Annotated in this window: 15 protein-coding genes; 9 read left to right on the top strand and 6 right to left on the bottom strand. The window is 61.0% G+C overall.

Going from position 1 to position 17,866, the window contains the following annotated elements:
• Positions 1–29: 29 nt before the first annotated feature.
• From CLV85_RS02365 to CLV85_RS02350, 4 genes are all read right to left on the bottom strand, one after another.
• A complete protein-coding gene (locus tag CLV85_RS02365) occupies positions 30–1,616 on the bottom strand; it encodes a sugar ABC transporter ATP-binding protein (RefSeq protein ID WP_100388003.1) in 1,587 nt (528 codons plus the stop codon).
• 88 nt (positions 1,617–1,704) lie between these two features.
• Positions 1,705–2,760 carry a substrate-binding domain-containing protein gene (locus CLV85_RS02360; protein ID WP_100388002.1) on the bottom strand — a complete coding sequence of 352 codons (1,056 nt, stop codon included), beginning with the start codon at positions 2,758–2,760 and terminating at the stop codon, positions 1,705–1,707.
• A 196-nt stretch (positions 2,761–2,956) separates the two neighbouring features.
• A complete protein-coding gene (locus tag CLV85_RS02355) occupies positions 2,957–4,285 on the bottom strand; it encodes a dihydrolipoamide acetyltransferase family protein (RefSeq protein WP_100388001.1) in 1,329 nt (442 codons plus the stop codon).
• Entirely contained in the window at positions 4,285–6,489 is a 2,205-nt protein-coding gene (locus CLV85_RS02350) for an alpha-ketoacid dehydrogenase subunit alpha/beta (protein ID WP_100388000.1), read from the bottom strand. Before CLV85_RS02350 ends, CLV85_RS02355 begins: the two co-directional genes overlap by 1 nt.
• Positions 6,490–6,793: 304 nt before the next feature.
• Here CLV85_RS02350 and CLV85_RS02345 point away from each other — a divergent pair, with 304 nt between their 5' ends.
• From CLV85_RS02345 to CLV85_RS02310, 8 genes are all read left to right on the top strand, one after another.
• On the top strand, positions 6,794–8,563 hold the full coding sequence (locus CLV85_RS02345; protein ID WP_158592987.1) for a hybrid sensor histidine kinase/response regulator transcription factor: 1,770 nt from the start codon (positions 6,794–6,796) through the stop codon (positions 8,561–8,563).
• A 118-nt stretch (positions 8,564–8,681) separates the two neighbouring features.
• The gene (locus CLV85_RS02340; RefSeq protein ID WP_100387998.1) at positions 8,682–9,542 is read left to right on the top strand and encodes a class II fructose-bisphosphate aldolase; all 861 of its coding nucleotides are present in this window, start codon (positions 8,682–8,684) and stop codon (positions 9,540–9,542) included.
• A gap of 4 nt (positions 9,543–9,546) precedes the next feature.
• Positions 9,547–10,335, top strand: coding sequence for an HAD-IA family hydrolase (locus tag CLV85_RS02335; protein WP_100387997.1), 789 nt, complete (start codon positions 9,547–9,549; stop codon positions 10,333–10,335).
• A 32-nt stretch (positions 10,336–10,367) separates the two neighbouring features.
• On the top strand, positions 10,368–12,095 hold the full coding sequence (locus CLV85_RS02330) for a dihydroxyacetone kinase family protein (protein ID WP_100387996.1): 1,728 nt from the start codon (positions 10,368–10,370) through the stop codon (positions 12,093–12,095).
• Between the two features lie 23 nt (positions 12,096–12,118).
• Complete coding sequence (locus CLV85_RS02325) at positions 12,119–12,673, top strand: VOC family protein (protein ID WP_100387995.1); 555 nt, start codon at positions 12,119–12,121, stop codon at positions 12,671–12,673.
• A 129-nt stretch (positions 12,674–12,802) separates the two neighbouring features.
• The gene (gene purS / locus CLV85_RS02320; protein ID WP_100387994.1) at positions 12,803–13,075 is read left to right on the top strand and encodes a phosphoribosylformylglycinamidine synthase subunit PurS; all 273 of its coding nucleotides are present in this window, start codon (positions 12,803–12,805) and stop codon (positions 13,073–13,075) included.
• Positions 13,075–13,773: a phosphoribosylformylglycinamidine synthase subunit PurQ gene (gene purQ, locus CLV85_RS02315; protein WP_100387993.1), complete on the top strand. Its 699-nt coding sequence runs from the start codon at positions 13,075–13,077 to the stop codon at positions 13,771–13,773. Before purS ends, purQ begins: the two co-directional genes overlap by 1 nt.
• Positions 13,774–13,791: 18 nt before the next feature.
• Entirely contained in the window at positions 13,792–14,256 is a 465-nt protein-coding gene (locus tag CLV85_RS02310) for a DUF3817 domain-containing protein (RefSeq protein WP_100387992.1), read from the top strand.
• A 7-nt stretch (positions 14,257–14,263) separates the two neighbouring features.
• Here CLV85_RS02310 and CLV85_RS02305 read toward each other — a convergent pair whose 3' ends face one another.
• Both CLV85_RS02305 and CLV85_RS02300 read right to left on the bottom strand, forming a co-directional pair.
• Positions 14,264–15,106: a CPBP family glutamic-type intramembrane protease gene (locus CLV85_RS02305; protein WP_100387991.1), complete on the bottom strand. Its 843-nt coding sequence runs from the start codon at positions 15,104–15,106 to the stop codon at positions 14,264–14,266.
• A gap of 6 nt (positions 15,107–15,112) precedes the next feature.
• Positions 15,113–16,354 (bottom strand): mechanosensitive ion channel family protein, encoded by a 1,242-nt coding sequence (locus tag CLV85_RS02300; protein WP_100387990.1) that lies wholly within the window; start codon positions 16,352–16,354, stop codon positions 15,113–15,115.
• Positions 16,355–16,539: 185 nt separating this feature from the next.
• On the opposite strand from CLV85_RS02300, the gene CLV85_RS02295 reads away from it, so the two are divergent.
• Positions 16,540–17,862, top strand: coding sequence for a DUF2254 domain-containing protein (locus tag CLV85_RS02295; protein WP_229820388.1), 1,323 nt, complete (start codon positions 16,540–16,542; stop codon positions 17,860–17,862).
• Positions 17,863–17,866 lie beyond the last annotated feature (4 nt).

The raw sequence follows: 17,866 nt of genomic DNA, 5'->3' as shown, positions 1-17,866 counted from the left end.
TCTTCCGGTTGAGAACCCGGGTGGTCACGTTACGCATCATTGTTGAGCCCCTTGCTCTGGGATTCGGCGTCGATGGCGGTGGCGTCAGCAATGACGACATCACCGCCATGGCGCGGTGCACTAATCGCATGAATCAGCTGCTCTTTGAAACCGGCAGCCGCAACATCGTCTTCGGTAAATCGCGCGTCAACTGCACCGGCGTGCATCACGACAACACGGTTGCAGTTGGCCACGATCTCTTCTGGCTCGTCAGAGATGAACAGCACGCCCATGCCACTTTCGGCCAGTCGGTGAATCTGTTCGTAGATCTCCGATTTCGACCCGATGTCGATACCTACGGTCGGGCTATCCAGAATGAAAATCGAGGGGTTACGTTTGATCCACTTACCAATGGCAACCTTTTGCTGGTTTCCACCGGAGAGATGGATGACCGGAGTTGACGTATCGCGATTGTTAACCTGCAGCTCGCGCACGATCGTGTCAGCAAGGGCCTTTTCGAGTGGCCTGCTAAGCATTCCAATTTTGTTGACGATGCGATCGAGCATGGTTGCTGAAGCGTTGACCGCCACCGACTGGGCCGGGAACAGCCCCTGACTCAAGCGGTCTTCGGGCAGCAGCGCGATGCCGTGCTTCATAGCAACCCAGGGCGCCGAAACGTCGACCTGCTTGCCGCGCATCGCAATGGTGCCGGAGTCTGGCTTGTTCAACCCAAACAGTGAAAGAGCGAGTTCGGTGCGACCCGAACCGAGGAGACCAGTGAGCCCCACGATATCGCCGGGACGAATGCTGAAGTCAACGTTCTCGTAGTTGCCTTTGCGGCTGAGCCCCGCAACTTCAAGAATGGGGGCGTCATCGGTCTGTTCGCGAACGTAGCGGTTGTAGGTCACATCGCGACCGGTCATGTGGCGGCTCAAGCTCAGCTCATCCAGGTCGCTGGCCGCAAAATCACCGACCTTGGCGCCATCCCGGAAGATGGTGATGCTGTCGGCGACTTCAAACACTTCATCGAGTTTGTGGCTGATGAAGACGGTCGAAAGGCCGCGATCTTTCAGGTCAATGATGATCGAGAGCAGTCGCTGCACTTCGCGGCCGGTGAGCGCGGTGGTTGGCTCATCCATGAACAGAATGCGGGCATCCATCGACAGGGCCCGGCAAATTGCCACAATCTGTTTATTCGCTACAGAGAGCGAGGAGACCGGCGCATCGAGCGGGAGATCGACACCGACTCGAGTGAGCTGCTGCTGGGCGATCTCGCGCATGGTGGTGCGGTTCACGAAGCGTGAGCCGTCGTGCATCATGCGATTAATCGCGATGTTTTCGGCGACCGAGAGGTGGCCGAAAAGTGAAAGGTCTTGGTAGATAACCTGAATGCCGGCGGCGCTAGCTTCGCGCGGATTCATGCTGGTCATCTCTTCGCCGGCGATAGTAATCGTGCCGTGGTCGGCGGTGTTGACGCCCGAGATGATCTTGACGAACGTGGACTTGCCGGAGCCGTTCTCGCCTGCCAAGCAGCGGATCTCTCCCACACCGACTTCGAAGTCAATGCCATGGAGGGCTTGAACTCCCCCAAAAGACTTCGCTAAGCCTCGCGCGGAGAGAATGGGTGATTCAGTCATTGAAGGTCTCCGTTTACTTACGGTCGTGCCACGGTTCGGTGAGGTTGGGGGAAGCGTGATCGCTTCCCCCAACCGCTAGTCCGTAGACCTAGAAGGGGTAGTTTCCGTCGGAGAACTGACCCGGGATGTAGGGCTGGATGTCATTGCCCAAGATGAGCTGACCGTCAACGACGATCGACTCGTAGCCACCGAGTTCCCATGCGAGGTCATCGCCTGTGGCAACGGTCTCGCCCTTGAGGATCGAGAGTGCTACCGAGTTGAGTGCCCAACCCCAGCCGGCCGGGTCCCAGCCCTGGCCGAAGTCCATGTAGCCGTCTTCGAGGTCAGGACCGGCAACCGAAGGCAAGGTGAGGGAGACGTTGGCAACGTCTGTACGTCCCTTATCGCGAAGAGCCGAAGCCATTCCCGATCCACCTGACGGTGTGGTGGTGAGGTAACCCTTGAGGTTCGGGTAGGTGCTCAGCAGTTCGTCGGCGAGTTCGCGACCCTGCTGGTCATCGTTGTTGTTCTCGTACGGTGTCGGCTCAACCAACACCATGTCGGGGTGGTTCTCTGCGATGTAGTTGTTTGCTGCTTCGAGCCAGAGCAAGTGCGACTCACTCGTGAGGTTTCCGACGCTCGTGACGTACTCTCCCTCGCCACCCATTGCCTCGGCGAGGCCCTTGGCAAAGCCGACGCCGAAGTCGGCGTTGTCGAACGACTCGATGTCGAAGTCGATGGATTCCGTACCGACGAGCTGAGTTGCTTCAGTGACACCGACTACGATTCCGGCTTCGCGGGCCCGCTCGAGTACGGGACCGATACCGATGGGGTCATTCGGAACGACGATGATGGCATCAACGTTCTGAGCGATGAGGTCTTCAACGATCTGAACCTGAAGCGCCGGGTCTCCCTCGGCGGGGCCCGTCTGGTATGCCTCAACTTCATCGCCGTAAGCGTCGTTGAACATGTCAACGCCTTCACTCATGCGTTGGAACCAAGTGATTCCTTCCACCTTCGACACGGTGACGATGCGGAACTTGTCTCCGTCTTCGCCGCCGGCGCTTCCGCCGCCTGCGTCGACGGTGCCACATCCGGCGACAAGTGCTGAAACGGCGAGCGCGGTAACGCTGGCTCCGATAAACCTGCTGCGTGCGAGCTTCATGCGTGTTCTCCTTTGAACGAATTGCTGAACCGACTGCTGGTTGTTTCCAAGCTATGAGAGTGGGCGAACGGGGAATATTGGGGCTTTCCCTATTGGCCGGTAGGGAACCCCCTACGTAGCGCTACGGGTAGGCGCACAGAAGCACCCCGAGCGCGACGATGTCTCGCCGAGCTCGGGGTGCTGAGTGTGTGAGTGCTTAGACCAGCATCGAAAGAGGGTTCTCGATGTACTCCTTGAAGCGAGCCAGCCATTGAGCCGCCAGCACGCCATCCACGGGTCGGTGATCGACCGAAACGGTCACGGTGACGGTGTTGCCGATGACGATCTCATCACCCTCGACGATGGGGGCTCTCACTACCCCGGCGACCGCAACGATGCCCACCTGCGGCGGGTTGAGAATCGCTGAGAAGCTCTCGACGCCGTACTTGCCGAGATTCGATACGGCGAAGGATCCGCCGACGAGTTCGTGCTGTTTGAGGGTTCCGTCGTTGGCACGCTGGGCCAGGTCTCGAACACTCGTAGAGATCTCGGTGAGCGACTTGGCATCTGCGTCACGAATGAGGGGTGTGAACAGCCCTCGCTCACCCTGGATCGCTACCGCGACATCCACTGAGCCCAGATGGCGAACTGCAGTGGGGGTCCAGTTGACGTTCATCTCAGGCACGGCACGCAGCGTCAATGCCGTGGCCTTCACGAAGAAGTCGTTGATCGAAACCCGCACCGGTGAGCTCGTATTGATGCGCTCGCGCAGGTCGAGCAGGGCATCTACGCGCAAGGTAGACGTGAGGTAGAAATGCGGCACGGTTTGCTTGCTTGCGCTGAGCGCCGAGGCGATTGCCCGCCGCATTGCCGTGTGCGGCACCTCGACATCGCCAGCCGCTGCCGGTTGGGGCGGCTTGGTCGCTGCCGGTGCTGCCGCAGCCGGTGGCGCGGCCTGAACTGCGGCTGGCACCGGAGCAGCGGATGCCGTAGCCGGGCCGTCCGCGATGAGTCGTTCAACGTCGGCACGCACGATGCGGCCTCCGGGCCCACTACCCGAGAGAGCCGAGAGCTCAACGCCGTTCTCGAGCGCGAGGCGCCGAGCTAGTGGCGAGGCGAAGAGGCGGGTGCCGTGAGCCACCGCATCCTCGGTAGCGCCGCTCGATGCTGGTGCAGGCGTGGATGCTGGTGCTCCCGCGGGGGCAGCGTCGACAGCCCCAGCGGGCGCAGCCGGTTCCGCAGCTGCAGCAACGGCAGGGGCGAGCCCCAGCCCGCTCAAGATCGCTGCCGGATCACTGCCGTCTTCGCCCTGGTCGAGAAGAATCGCGATGGGCGCACCGATCGTGACAGAGTCGCCCGCTTCGGCCATGAGCTGCATGACGACGCCATCGGAGTCTGCCTCGATGTCGACGTTCGCTTTTTCAGTTTCGACCGTTGCCAATACATCGCCTTGCTTGACGGTGGCACCGGCGACGATGCTCCATTCGAGAAGGGTCGCCTCCTCAGCGTCAGCCGAGATGCCCGGCATTCTAAAGATGCTTGCCATTAGAGCGACCCCTCTGCATCACCGTTCGGAAGGCCAACGATCGCACGCATGCTCGAGGCAACATCATCGACGTTGGCGAGCGCTGCGGCTTCGAGAATGCGACTGATGCTGGGTGACGATTCTGAGCCAGTAACTCGCTCGATCGGAGCATCCAGCCAGTCAAAGAACCGGCGCTGAATCTCGTCGCTGAGCCAAGCCCCGTATGATGTGCCTCGCGAACCCTGTTCCACGATCATGACGCGGTTGGTTTTCTTGATGCTCTCGCCGATCGTCGCCCAATCGATGCTCGCGGGGTCGAGCCAGCGCAGGTCGACAACTTCAGCGTCAACGCCGGACTTTTCGGCGGCATCCAAAGACTCTTGAACCATCGAGAGGTACGTCAACACGGTGACTTCGGCGCCCTCGCGGCGGATCGCTGCCGAGCCGATCGGAATACGGAAGTCCATGTCATCGACCGGGGTATCGCCGAAGGTCTTGTAGAGGTCGGCGTCGTGTTCGAGCATCGCTACCGGGTCGTTGCAGGCCAGGGCCGTGTTCATCATCCCGATGTAATCGATAGGGGTGGATGGTGCGGCAATTCGCCAGCCCACCGACGATGCCATCGCGCCCGCCGGATCCATGGAGTGCTGTGATCCGTAGCCGGTTCGAGTGCCTACCTTGATGCGCATGACGAGGTTCATGTCGTGCTTACCGCCGAACATGTGGCGCGCTTTTCCGATCTGGTTGAACAGCTGGTCGGCCGCCACCCAGAGGAAGTCGGCGTACATGAGTTCAACGACAGGAACGTAGCGGCCGTCGAGGGCCAATCCTCCGGCGAATCCGGTGAACGCTGCCTCGCTAATCGGCGTGCCGAGCACTCGATCGGGGTGGAGTTCTTTGAGCCCGCGAGTGGCACCGCGGGGGCCACCGTTGAGCTTGTGAACGTCTTCACCCAACACCACGATCGCGGGGTTCTGGTCCATGCGTCGTGCCATCACGTCGGCAATGACATCGACGAATTTGCGCGATTCGGTCTTGCCTTCGAAGTCGGCAGCTTCTTTGTAGTCGCTCGACGCGAGTTCAGAAAGGTCGCTACGAATACCGTCGTCAATCGTGCTCTCGTCGGGCCACAGTTCGGGGCGGATGCGCTGCGTTCCGCCACCGGCCGGGTTCGGCTCAAGCAGCGCAGAAGAAGCAACGTTCATCGCTTTCTTGGCGCGAGCGCGCAACTGGCTGATCTCATCCTCGGTCATGATCTTGCGACGGATGAGGTTGGCTTCGAGCATCTTGAGCGGGTCGCGTTCGCGCCATTCCTGCTCTTCGCTCTTCTCGCGGTACCCGAAGGCGCTGCCCGCGATGGGACCGTTCTGGTGGAAGTACCGGTACACATTAGCTTCGATCATCGTCGGGCCACCGCCGGCTCGCATGTGAGCCACGGCTTGCTCCATAGCGAGGTGAACGGCCAATGGGTCCATACCGTCGACCTGCCAGCTGGGGATGTTGAAGCCCAGGGCGCGAGCCGAAAGACGGGGTTCGCCGGTTGATTCTTCTACCGTGGTCGACACTGCGTACTGGTTGTTCTCCACGAAGAAGCAGACCGGGAGATCCCACGCCGAGGCAAGGTTGAGGGTTTCGAGAACGGAGCCAATGTTCATGGCACCGTCGCCGAAGTAGGTGACGGAAACAGCATCCGTACCGGAGTGCTTACCGGCCCAGGCGAATCCGGCGGCGAAGGGAACAGCGCCACCTACGATGGCGTTGGTGCCGAGTGCGCCCGCTTCCTTCCACTGGAGGTGCATCGAACCACCGCGACCACCGCAGTAGCCCGAGGCGAGACCACAGATTTCGGCGAGCGCGCGTTCCAAGACTGTTTGCACGTCGCCGGAGATCTCAGCCTGCGGGTCGAGCCCGTCGGGGGCTACGTAACCGAACGCCTTCGCAAGAAATTGGTGATGCCCACGGTGCGAACCGTTGATCTGGTCTGCTTGCTGCAGTGGGATGATCGAGCCGACGGCGCCACCCTCTTGGCCGATGCTGGAGTGAGCCGGGCCGTTAACGAGCTTTTGCCCGGCCAGGTCGAGCACGGTTTCTTCGAAGGCGCGGATCAGATGCGCTTGCGCAATCATGTTTCCCAGTAGTGCCGGGTTGGCTTCATCCCAGTCCTTGCGGGTGGCTTTGAATTCGACCCACGGTGAGGCTGGCAATAGGTTTTTGGAGCTAGGCATCGATCCCTCGTTCGGTTTCGTCCTGTGGCAATCGAGAACTCAACTGTGAGTTCTCGACGCTGAGTCAGAGTGTCTGTGCTGCAACGCTACCCACCAATATCGAGGCTCAAAATAAGGACTTCCCCTAGGCCGCGGGTAGGGATGACCCTACGTGATGCAGCTAAGGATCCATCAGGTATGCGCACATATATGCAAATGACCTAGTATTTGGTGCAGTCAAGGAGGACTGCTCGTTATGCGAAGTGAACCCGGAATTCCCTCTACTGTTCTCGAACACCAGAGCGCGACACCCCCAGACACCCCCATGTCTACGGTTTCAACGCTGGCGCGCGACCTCGCCGGCCGGTTCGAATTGGGCCCGCTTCTCGAGCGAATTCTGGGGCACGCGACCTCGCTTCTTGGATGCGAATCCGGATCGATTTCTCTCGTCGACGAGGCCAGAGGCACGTACACGAAGAAGGTGGATTTCGGTGTCGGCTGCCAGGAGGGGGAAACCTTCTCGCTCACCGAGGGCGTGACCGGCCGCGTCGTTCGCGCTCGCCAAACCGTCATGTTTGCGACCTACTCCACCGTCGGATCGAGCCACATTTCAACCGACGATCCCCGCTGGGATTGTGCCGTCATCGGCGTCCCGATCTTCTGGGAACAGAAAATCGTGGGCACTTGTGTCATCTTCGCTGCCGACCGTGCCCGTGTCTTCACGGACGAGGATGCCAAGCTCGCCGAGGTCTTTGCTAACCACGCCGCCATTGCTCTAGCGAATGCCGAACTTCACGCCAAAGCCTCGGAGCGGGAGCGCGAAAGTGCCATCGCAGCTGAACGCGAACGTGCGGTGCGCGAAGTGCACGAAACGATCGGGCGCTCGCTCGGCGAACTCTTGCAGCGACTCGACGATGTGAGCTCCTGCCTCGAAGTCGACAGCCCCGCGACTCCGCACATCCACGCCGTGCGCACCCTCGCGCACGACACCCTGGCCGAGACGCGCCGCACCGCGCAGGGGCTCGGGCCGGCGTCCCTCGAAGGCCGCAGTCTGCAGTCTGCCCTGCAGGCCGAGTTGGGCTGGGTCGAATCGATGACCGCCGCTCAAACCCAACTGACCGTGATCGGCACCGAACGCGATACCGGCCCCGAGGTGGCGCATCAGCTGTTCAAGATTGCACAAGAAGCGCTAAGCAACGTTGTCTCGCACGCTCGCGCGTCAAGCGTGCGCGTTGGCTTGGTCTACAGCGAGGGCCGCACTGAGGTTCTCATCGAAGACAACGGGCGTGGTTTCGATCTCGCCGAAGCACACGGAGATCACTCATCCCTACCCTCCGGCTGCCTGGGTCTGCACGGCATGACCTCCCGCGCCCTCCACCTGTCGGGCGAACTCACGCTCGAGCCGATCGTGGGCTGGGGAACCAAGGTGCACGCGGTCATCCCCGATCGCAGCACCCTGCCCGACCGTCTCGATCGGCCGCAATGGAAGATCGTGATCGCCAACGATCAAACGCTCATCAATGCCGGGCTGGTGAGGGTGATCAACACGAACGAGCCCGCGATCCAGGTGGCTGCCGTAGTGAACTCAACGCCGCAGCTTCTGGATGCCTACGAGCTGTTCCGCCCCGATGTTCTGCTGGTCGATCTCGAGCTGGTTCACAGTGACAAAACTGGTTCACTAGCGGCCATTCGCGCACTCGCCCCAGAGATCGCGATTGTGGTTCTCACCGACAACCCCACCGTCGAACAGATTCGGGCAGCGAAGGCTGCCGGCGCGCGTGGCTACATCAACAGCAAGTCGAGCGCCGACACGATCATCCGCATTCTGGTTGCTGCCAGCCAGGGGCAGACGCTCATGGAAAGCGACATGTTCGATCATCTAACGGAGACGTTCGAGAGCGACGTCAACGCCGAACACCTCACCGCGCGCGAGCGTGAGGTGCGCGAGATGGTGGCCCTCGGTATGGCCGACAAACAGATCGCAACGTCGCTCGGCATCTCGGCCAAAACAGTCGAGAAGCATGTTGGCTCCCTGCTCAGAAAGACAGGCTCTCGCAACCGCACAATGCTCGTCAGCATCGATCCCACGCGCTGATCACGCCCTCGCTCGCTGACGCATAGGAGATTCCCCTACCGGGAGGGAGGGAGAATCCTCATATCCTCAGCACCTCCGGCGGGAATAGCGTGAAGCCAGCTAAAACAAGGGAGTTGCAGTGAGCGTTGTACCAGTTTCAGAAATTGTGGATCGAGCCTTCGAGGAGCGCTTCGGGGTTCCCGCAATCAACGTCTTCAACGACCTGACGATGGAAAGCGTTCTCGCGGGTGCAGTTCAAGCATCCTCACCGCTCATCGTGCAAACATCGGTCAAGACGGTGCGCAGCATCGGCCCTGAGATTCTCGCCAGCATGTGGAAGTCGATGACCGCGGGAATCAGCGTTCCGGTTTCTCTTCACCTTGACCACTGCCCCGACCGCGAGCTTCTCACCACCTGCTTGAAGCTTGGATGGAACTCCGTTCACTTCGACGCTTCGGCCATGCCGGTTGCCGAAAACCAGCGGCAAACCATCGAGGTTGTTCGCGAAGCCCGCATCTACGGCGCCAGTGTCGAAGGTGAGATTGAAGCCATCACCGGCGTCGAAGACGGGCACGGTTCCGACGAGATCTCGTCTCAGCATCCGTTGCAAGCTTCGCTGGACTTCATCGAAGCCACCGGGGTCGACGTGTTCGCGCCCTCGATCGGCAACGCCCACGGCACGTACCTTTCCGAGCCCGTGATCGACTTCAACCGAGTGACCGAAATCGTCACCCGACACCCGATCCCCATCGCCCTCCACGGCGGTAGCGGCCTCTCCCCCGAGCAGTTCACTGAACTGATCGCTCGCGGGTGCGCCAAGGTGAACATCTCGACCGCCCTCAAAGAGACCTATATGAAGTCGAGTCTCGCGTTTCTCGAGACGGCAGCCGCCGCGAACAAGTGGGATCCGCCGTCGTTGTTCACCAGCACGTCAGCCGATGTCGTTGACATGGTGCTCGACCTGACGACCCAGTTCGGCTCTGCCGGAAAGGCCTGGTAACCCCATGCCTGCCCTCATTTTTGACTGCGACGGAGTGCTGGCCGACACCGAAGTTGATGGCCACCTGCGCGCATTCAACGAGATGTTCGCGCAGCTTGGAGTCCCCGTTCAGTGGAGTCTTGAGGACTACGCGCAGAAGGTCAGAATTGGCGGCGGCAAAGAACGCCTCGCGAGCCTTTTCTCCGACCCCGTCGCCGATCAGCTCGGTGTTGCCGAAGAAGATCGCGCAGAGACGGTCGCCCTCTGGCACCGCACCAAGACAGAGATTTACACGCGCTTGGTAGCCGATGGCCTCATGCCGGCCCGCCCGGGAATCGCGCGAATCATCGCCGAAGCGCACGCTGCTGGCTGGGCGCTAGCCATGGCATCCACCTCAGCCGAAGCCTCGGTGCGTGCTGTTCTTGAGCACTCCGTGGGGCCGCAGCAAGCGGCAGCGTTCCGCATCTTTGCCGGCGATGCCGTGAAGAACAAAAAGCCCGCCCCCGACATCTACCTCCTCGCGCTCGACCAGCTTGGCATCGACGCCAACGCTGCGGTTGTCGTGGAGGACAGCGAAAACGGGATGCGGGCGGCGCATGCGGCGGGCCTACGCACGATCGTCACGACAAGCACTCTCACCCACGACGAGAACTTCGAGGGAGCTTCGCTTGTCGTTGATTGCCTCGGCTCCACCGCTACCGGAGTTTCGCTTCAGGTCGCCTCAGACCCACTTGAAATCGCACCACACGCAGAAGTCCGTCTCACCGATATCCAGAAAGTACTCGAACAACCGCTCCTTCATCGCGGAGCTTAGACAACGACGTCACACCAGCAGGAGGTTTTTCCATGACCAGTCTCGTAAATGACCCGGCCGACTTTCCCAAAGAGTTAGTGCAGGGATTCATCCAGGCCAACTCGCGCTATGTCCGTGAAGTATTCGGCGGCGTCGTGCGTTCAACCCAGTCGAAACCGGGCAAGGTGGCCATCGTCACCGGCGGCGGCACTGGCCACTACCCCGGCTTCATGGGGTGGGTGGGATCAGGACTCGTGGATGGCGCCGTGACCGGCAACATCTTCTCCTCCCCCTCGGGGTCACAGGCGTACAGCGTGGCCAAAGCGGTAGATCAAGGCTCCGGAGTCATCATCGCGTTCCTCAACTACGCGGGCGACGTTCTGCACTTCGGGCAGGCTGCCGAGCAGCTTCGCGCCGACGGTATCGACGCTCGCGAAGCGGTTGTCACGGATGACGTGGCTTCGGCTCCGATCACCGAACGCCACAAGCGCCGCGGCATCACTGGCGGCCTCCCGGTCTTCAAAATGGCATCCGCCGCGGCTGAGGCTGGCCTCTCCATCGATGAGGTTCTCGAAGTGTTCAACCGTGCCAACGAGCGCGTGCGCACCTTTGGCGTTGCCTTCTCGGGATGCACGCTTCCGGGTGCTAGTCACCCGCTCTTTGAGGTTGCCGACGGCACGATCGGCGTCGGGCTCGGCGTTCACGGTGAACCCGGTATCTACGAAACTGACCTGGGCACCGCCGACGAGGTTGCTCAGCTTCTCGTTGAACGACTCCTTGAAGATGTGCCCGAGAACCCCGGCAAGCGAGTCGCTGTTCTGCTCAATGGGCTCGGCTCGGCAAAGTACGAAGAGCTGTTCGTCACGTACACCTCGGTGACGAAGCACCTCAACGCTGCGGGAATCGAGATCGTGGATGGCGAAGTCGGCGAGTTCATGACGTCGCTGGACATGGGTGGGGTCTCCCTCACGCTGATCTGGCTCGACGACACGATCGAGCCCTACTACTTCGCTCCCTGTGACACCCCCGCGTACAAGCGCGGACCGCTTCTCGACCCGCTACTTCCGGAAGGCACCGTCTTCAACACGGAACCAGAAGGTCTCGTTGTTCGAGCCCCCGGCAGCAGCGAATCTCAGGCTGCCGCTCAGCACATCGCTCGCGGCCTCGCCCAGGTCAAGACTCTTCTCGCTGAGAAGATGGAAGAGCTCGGCGACCTCGACGCGATCGCCGGCGATGGTGACCACGGAGTCGGCATGGAACGCGGATCACGCGCTGCAGCCGAAGCCGCCGAATGGCTTGCCGCCGAAGGTGCTGGCGCGCAGTCCACGTTGGTCGGTGCCGGCTCGCGCTGGTCCGAAAACGCGGGTGGAGCATCCGGAGCACTCTGGGGTGCAGCACTGGCCGCAGCGGGCAACGCGCTGGGCGACACTGACATTGTCGACGCCGCAGCTCAGGCCCGCGCCATCCGGGCCTTCATCGACTCGATCCTCCGTTTGGGTGGAGCGCAGGTTGGCGACAAGACGATGGTGTGCGCGCAGGTTCCCTTCGCAGATGCCTTCGAAGCGGCTGCCGCCGACGGCAAGTCTGCCGCTGAAGCGTGGGCGATCGCAGCCACGGTTGCGACGACCGCAGCAGCCGAGACCGCCCAGCTCGAGCCGAAGATCGGTCGCGCTCGTGTGCTTGCTCAGCGCTCGCTCGGCTACCCCGACCCTGGCGCCGTGTCTTTCGGCATGATCGTGAGCACCATGGCCGCCCTGTTCGAACCCACATCCGCTAAGTAACGACGAAGTACGAGGAGAATCACATGCCTATTCCCGGAATGCGCGGTATGGAGCACATTGGCTTCACCGTGCCCGACATCAACGAAGCGTGCACGTTCTTTGAGGAGATCTTGGGGGCGACCACACTGTTCGTGGCCGCCACCGACTTTCGCAATGACGACACCGACTGGATGGATGAGCACCTACGCGTGCATCCACGCTCCGTAATTAAGGAGTTCCGTTACCTTCGCTTGGGCAACGGAAGCAACCTCGAGGTCTTCGAATACGAGTCGCCCGATCAGGCGACCGTGCCACCGAAGAACAGCGACATCGGCGGGCACCACTTGGCCTTCTACGTTGACGACATGGATGCGGCAATCGCCTACCTCAAGTCGAACAATGTTGAAGTGCTCGGTGAGCCCACCAGCTACACCGACGGCCCGAACTTGGGACTCACGTGGTGCTACTTCATGGCGCCGTGGGGAATGCAGTTGGAGATCGTCTCCTCACCGAATGGAACGGTGTACGACGACTCGGCAAAGGCTAGTGGTGGCCCGCGTCTCTTCCACCCTGCGCTGGTAGACGAAACCAAGGTCTAACCGGTAATCACTCGCCGTCAGTTTCGCTTCAGTGCGAGACTGGCGGCGAGTTCTCATGCCCGGCTCGAGCGGCCTGCCCCCTCCGCTAGACTGTGGGCATCCAACCGCGCGAAATCATGGAGTGATTCGGTGCCAACAATCGTCGTCGAGGTAATGCCCAAGGCTGAAATCCTCGATCCTCAGGGCAAGGCTGTAGCCGGCGCCCTCGTCCGTCTCGACAAGAACGAGTTCACTTCGGTGCGCATCGGTAAGCGATTTGAGCTCACCGTTGAGGGTCCGATCACTGATGAGCTGCTGGCTGAGGCCCGGGAGATCGCCAACGATCTTCTGGCCAACACGGTGATCGAAGATGTGATTTATGTCGGCGAGGCTCGTTCCGCCGACGACGCTCAGGGCGCATAGTGCGCATCGGAGTCATCACCTTCCCGGGTTCGCTCGACGACCGTGACGCTCAGCGTGCGGTCAAGCTGGGTGGCGGCGAGCCGGTAGCCCTGTGGCACGGCGACCACGACCTCAAAAATGTGGATGCCATTGTTCTGCCGGGCGGGTTCAGCTACGGCGACTACCTTCGTGCCGGCGCAATCGCAGCCCACTCGCCCATCATGAGCGAGGTCATCGCGGCTGCGAACGGCGGAATGCCGGTGCTCGGCATTTGCAACGGTTTTCAGATTTTGGTGGAGTCGCACCTTCTTCCCGGTGGTCTCGTGCGCAACGACCACGGTGACTTTGTGTGCCGCGACCAGAAACTGCGTGTCGAGAATGTTGACACCGCTTGGAGCAACGGCTTCAAAGAAGACGAAGAGATCATCATCCCGTTGAAGAACGGTGAGGGCGGCTACATTGCCGACCAGGCCACTCTTGATCGCCTTGAGGGTGAAGGCCAGGTTGTGTTCCGCTACCTCGAGGTCAACCCCAACGGTTCAGCGAATGACATTGCCGGCATTTCGAATGCTCGCGGCAATGTTGTTGGCTTGATGCCGCATCCGGAGCACGCCACCGAGCCTGGCTTTGGTCCAGATACTCGTGTCGCAATGCGTTCGGGCACCGACGGTCTCACGTTCTTCACGAGCGCGATTAGCTCGTTGATGGCCAACGCCTAACTCCGAAAGTTCAGCCTGATGTTTGCAACACCGAAGTCACTGTTTCGCGTACTGGCATTCGCTGAAGCGGTCACCTGGACCCTCCTGATCACCGGCCTCATCTTGCGCGCTACGGCGGGGCTGGATGTCGCGGTGTCGATCGGTGGGGCCATCCACGGTTTCGTCTTCCTCGCGTACGGTGCCACTGCCGTGTTGTTGACGGTGAACCAGCGTTGGAGCGTCGGCACCGCCGTTCTCACTATCGGTAGCGCGGTGATCCCCTACGCCACGATTCCGGTTGAGCTGTGGCTTGCACGTTCGGGTCGCCTGAACGGTGACTGGCGCAAAGAAGCTTCTGAGCATCCGCGTGATGCTGGCTGGATTGACCGCACGATGCGCTGGGCGCTCAACCACCCGGTGCTGCTCGCGAGCGTCATCATTGTCGCCGTTGTCGTGCTCTATGTCGTGCTGATCACTGTGGGGCCTCCCGGCGGCAAAGACTAGCGTCGTTCTAGAGCAAGAAGAACGGAATCACTCCGGGGTTTCTGGCGTGCACAATGACGAGGAACACGACAGCATCGAAGAGTAGGTGCACGCTCAGTACATAGACGAGCGACTTTGTGGTGGAGAAGATCCAGCCCTGCAGGAGGGCGAACGGGATAGTGAGCAGCGGGCCCCACGACTGGTAGCCGAGTTCCCACAGGAACGACACAAAGATCACCATCTGCAGCAGGTTGGCCTGCCATACCGGGAAGTGCCTGCGGAAGAGCACGAATACGGTGAGGATGAAGAACAACTCATCCCAGGTGCCGACCGCGTTCACTCCAACAAAGAGGCGGCCGATCTCGTCGGGCGTCGTGACAATGGGCCAGTTGAGGTAGACCCCGCTCGTGATGAAGTAGAACGGCAAAATGAGCCAGCCAAGAAAGAGCACGAGAAACAAGTAGCCCCACTGAACACGGTTCCACGGCCATCCGCCCCGCCACGGAAAGCGAATAAGTCGGTCTTTGAATACAAACCGTGACAGAGCGTAGGGCACAGCTACGGCTGCCGCCAGCACAAACCCGAGAAGAAAGAAGTTGCCCCAGCTGATGTCGGCGGCGACCGACACCGTGGAGACGATGACCATTCCGACCGCAATCAGAAACAGGTCCTTCGCCAAGCCCTCAGTGTGCTTGTTGCGATCGGTGAACCACGCTGCAGCGAGCGCGATAGCGACCACGAGGTAGCCAAGAAGCGTGAGCCTGAGCGAGAACATCAGCACCGCTGATCCGCTCAACAGCGCTGCGGGCACAAGCCCCCAACTGCGTGAACTCAGTGGAGAGGAGCTGACAGCACTGTCGACTGCGGGCATGCGGTACTAGTCCTTATCGTGGGTACTGCGCTTGTCGAGGGGGTCGTGCGGGTCTTCCGGATCCGACTCGGCAACATCAAGAATGTTGTCCCGACCATTCTCTTGCACGGGGATGGCACCCGTAAACTCTTGGCGACGGGCATCTGCTTCGGCACTACCGCTAAAGAGCCCGCGGTCTTGAGGTTCAGAGGAGCCCTTGCTGCGCGCACGCGCCTCGTTTTCGACCATGAGCACGCGGGTGCGAGGCAGCGCTGCGGGGTTCTTCGACTGCAACCACTCGACCATCTCTTCACGCACGTGCGTGCGGAGATCCCATTGGGCGCCCGAATCTGCGGCACTGATAAGAACCCGAACCCGAACGAAACCACCGGTGGTGTCGACGACTTGGATGTTGGCGGTGCGGCCATCCCACAGGTCGGATTCCGCAACGATCTTCTTCAGTTGCGTGCGCATCTGGTCGATGCTGACTCGCCAGTCGAGGTCGAAGTTGACCTCGCCGAGCAGCTCGGTGGCGTTGCGGGTCCAGTTCTGGAATGGCGTTGTCGTGAAGTAGGTGGAAGGCAGCACGAGGCGGCGCTGATCCCAAATGCTCACGACGATGTAGGTGAGAGTGATCTCTTCGATACGACCCCATTCGCCGTCGGCGATCACAACATCATCCACTCGGATGGCGTCGCTGAAGGCGAGCTGCATTCCCGCAAAAACGTTGGCGAGAGCGGATTGGGCGGCGATACCGGCGACGACGCTGACGAGGCCGGCGGAAGCCAGCACGCTAGCCCCCAGAGCCTGTGCTCCGGGGAGGGTCAAGAGAATTGCGCCAACAGTAACGATGACGATGACGGCAGCCAAGACGCGCCGAATGAGTTGAACCTGAGTGCGGATGCGGCGAGCGGCACGATTGTCGGGAACATCAATCGGGTAGCGGTGCAGAGCACGATTGAGCAGCAGGTTGATGACCGCAATGAGCACCCAGCCACTTGCAGCAATCACTAAGACGCGGAAGACACCGTTAGTGACGTCGCGGAGATCCTGAACAGGCAGCGTAATAGAGATCGCGACCCAGATAGCGAGAAGCGCGAGCAGCACCCTCAAGCGTCGACGCAAGGGTGCAAGCGTTTCATAAACCCCTGGTCGCAATCGGGCGATTCCGCGCACAATGAGCGAGATCACTCCCACCACGACGACAACAGCAACCAGCGCAATCACCACAGCGAGGGCAAGGCCCAGCCACGATTTCCATTCGAACACTCGAGTGATTTCCTTTCATTCGCGTTGTTCCACCCTAGAGGCAGGCGCTGGGGCATTGCCTGACGTAATGGCGTGACGTGGTTTACTGACGTGATCAACGTGGGCGACAACACGAGAGGGACAGCGTGGGCGATCAAGCAACTCACAGTGCACGACGAAACTCTTTGCGTCGCTGGGCTGCCACAGTGCGCGAAGGAGTCGCCGCCGAACTGTGGCCCCTCCCCACCATTTCAATCGCACTCGCGGTGGCTTTGGGAATTGTCATCCCGCTCATCGACCGCGCAATCGACTCATCATTGCCCGTGACTCTCGAACGGTTGCTCTTTGCGGGCGGCCCAGAGAGTGCCCGTTCAGTGCTCTCCGCAATCTCGGGCTCCCTCATCACGGCAACGTCGTTGACTTTCTCCCTCACCGTTGTTGCACTGCAGCTCGCGAGCAGCCAAGCATCGCCGCGCGTACTGCGCACCTTCCTGAAAGACCGCACCGTGCACTGGACCCTCGCGGTCTTCGTCGGCACCTTCGCTTACGCCCTCACCGTTCTGCGCACCGTTCAAGATGGCTCAGACACCATTGACCCCCTCGTGCCGCGACTGGCAGTGACCTTAGCTTCGCTCCTGACTTTGGCGAGCGTTGTCATGCTGACGCTCTTCTTGGCACACCTCGCGCGGCAGTTGCGCATCGAGACCACCATGCGTCAGGTGTACGTCGAGACCAGCAAGACCATTGAGCTCGTGTCATCCACTATGGCTACCGGCGAAGTCGACCTACCCGAGTGGCCGCCAGCCGAGCGACTCGAGCTGAGCCTCGCAACACGCTCAGGGTTCATTCGTTCGATCGACCGCTCGCGACTTCTCACGCTCGCCATCAAGCACGACATTGTGGTGCGAGAAGAGCACCCGGTCGGGCACCATGTGGTCAGCGGAACCCCCATTGCGCGCTGGTGGCCACGCGATCCCCTCCGCCACGTGGATGACGACGAACGCGCCGAAATCAACGGCCCCCTAGCGAGCGCTATCGGCCTCGCCTACGAGCGCACCGCTAGCCAAGATATTGGTTTTGGCATTCGGCAACTCGTCGATATCGCGTCACGGGCGCTCTCACCGGGAGTGAACGACCCGACGACTGCCGTGCACACGCTCGGCCATATTTCGGCGACCCTCTGCTCGATCGCCGACATGCCCGTGCAATCGACAGGGCTCAGCGACGACGACGATCTGGTGCGAGTGATCATCAAGACCCACGACTTTGTGAGCCTGCTCGATATCGCCATGACGCAGCCGCGCCGCTACGGCGCGAGCGACCCCGGGGTGGTTGAGCGCTTGTTCCAACTGCTGCAAGAGGTGGGATACCGCGCGCAACGCCCCGAGCAGTCCGCGGCGGTGTCTGAGCAGATCGACCGGCTCGAGGCATCCGTTGCGGCTGAAATGTATGACGTCGTGGAGCGCGAACGGTTTGAGGGATTCGCGAAAGCGGCCCGCGCGGCGACCAACGATCACCATTGGGTGTAAATAA

The organism is Salinibacterium amurskyense (genome assembly GCF_002797685.1).
GTDB classification, from domain to species: domain Bacteria; phylum Actinomycetota; class Actinomycetes; order Actinomycetales; family Microbacteriaceae; genus Rhodoglobus; species Rhodoglobus amurskyensis.
Note: the sequence above shows the minus strand (reverse complement) of the source record. Positions and strands in the feature narration are given on the sequence as shown.

Excerpts from the sequence above, each read along its gene's own strand:
- CLV85_RS02360 (WP_100388002.1), bottom strand. The coding sequence starts at position 2,760 with ATGAAGCTCGCACGCAGCAGGTTTATCGGAGCCAGCGTTACCGCGCTC.
- CLV85_RS02355 (WP_100388001.1), bottom strand. The coding sequence starts at position 4,285 with ATGGCAAGCATCTTTAGAATGCCGGGCATCTCGGCTGACGCTGAGGAG.
- CLV85_RS02330 (WP_100387996.1), top strand. The coding sequence starts at position 10,368 with ATGACCAGTCTCGTAAATGACCCGGCCGACTTTCCCAAAGAGTTAGTG.
- CLV85_RS02305 (WP_100387991.1), bottom strand. The coding sequence starts at position 15,106 with ATGCCCGCAGTCGACAGTGCTGTCAGCTCCTCTCCACTGAGTTCACGC.
- CLV85_RS02335 (WP_100387997.1), top strand. The coding sequence starts at position 9,547 with ATGCCTGCCCTCATTTTTGACTGCGACGGAGTGCTGGCCGACACCGAA.
- CLV85_RS02365 (WP_100388003.1), bottom strand. The coding sequence starts at position 1,616 with ATGACTGAATCACCCATTCTCTCCGCGCGAGGCTTAGCGAAGTCTTTT.
- CLV85_RS02325 (WP_100387995.1), top strand. The coding sequence starts at position 12,119 with ATGCCTATTCCCGGAATGCGCGGTATGGAGCACATTGGCTTCACCGTG.
- CLV85_RS02350 (WP_100388000.1), bottom strand. The coding sequence starts at position 6,489 with ATGCCTAGCTCCAAAAACCTATTGCCAGCCTCACCGTGGGTCGAATTC.
- CLV85_RS02345 (WP_158592987.1), top strand. The coding sequence starts at position 6,794 with ATGTCTACGGTTTCAACGCTGGCGCGCGACCTCGCCGGCCGGTTCGAA.
- CLV85_RS02310 (WP_100387992.1), top strand. The coding sequence starts at position 13,792 with ATGTTTGCAACACCGAAGTCACTGTTTCGCGTACTGGCATTCGCTGAA.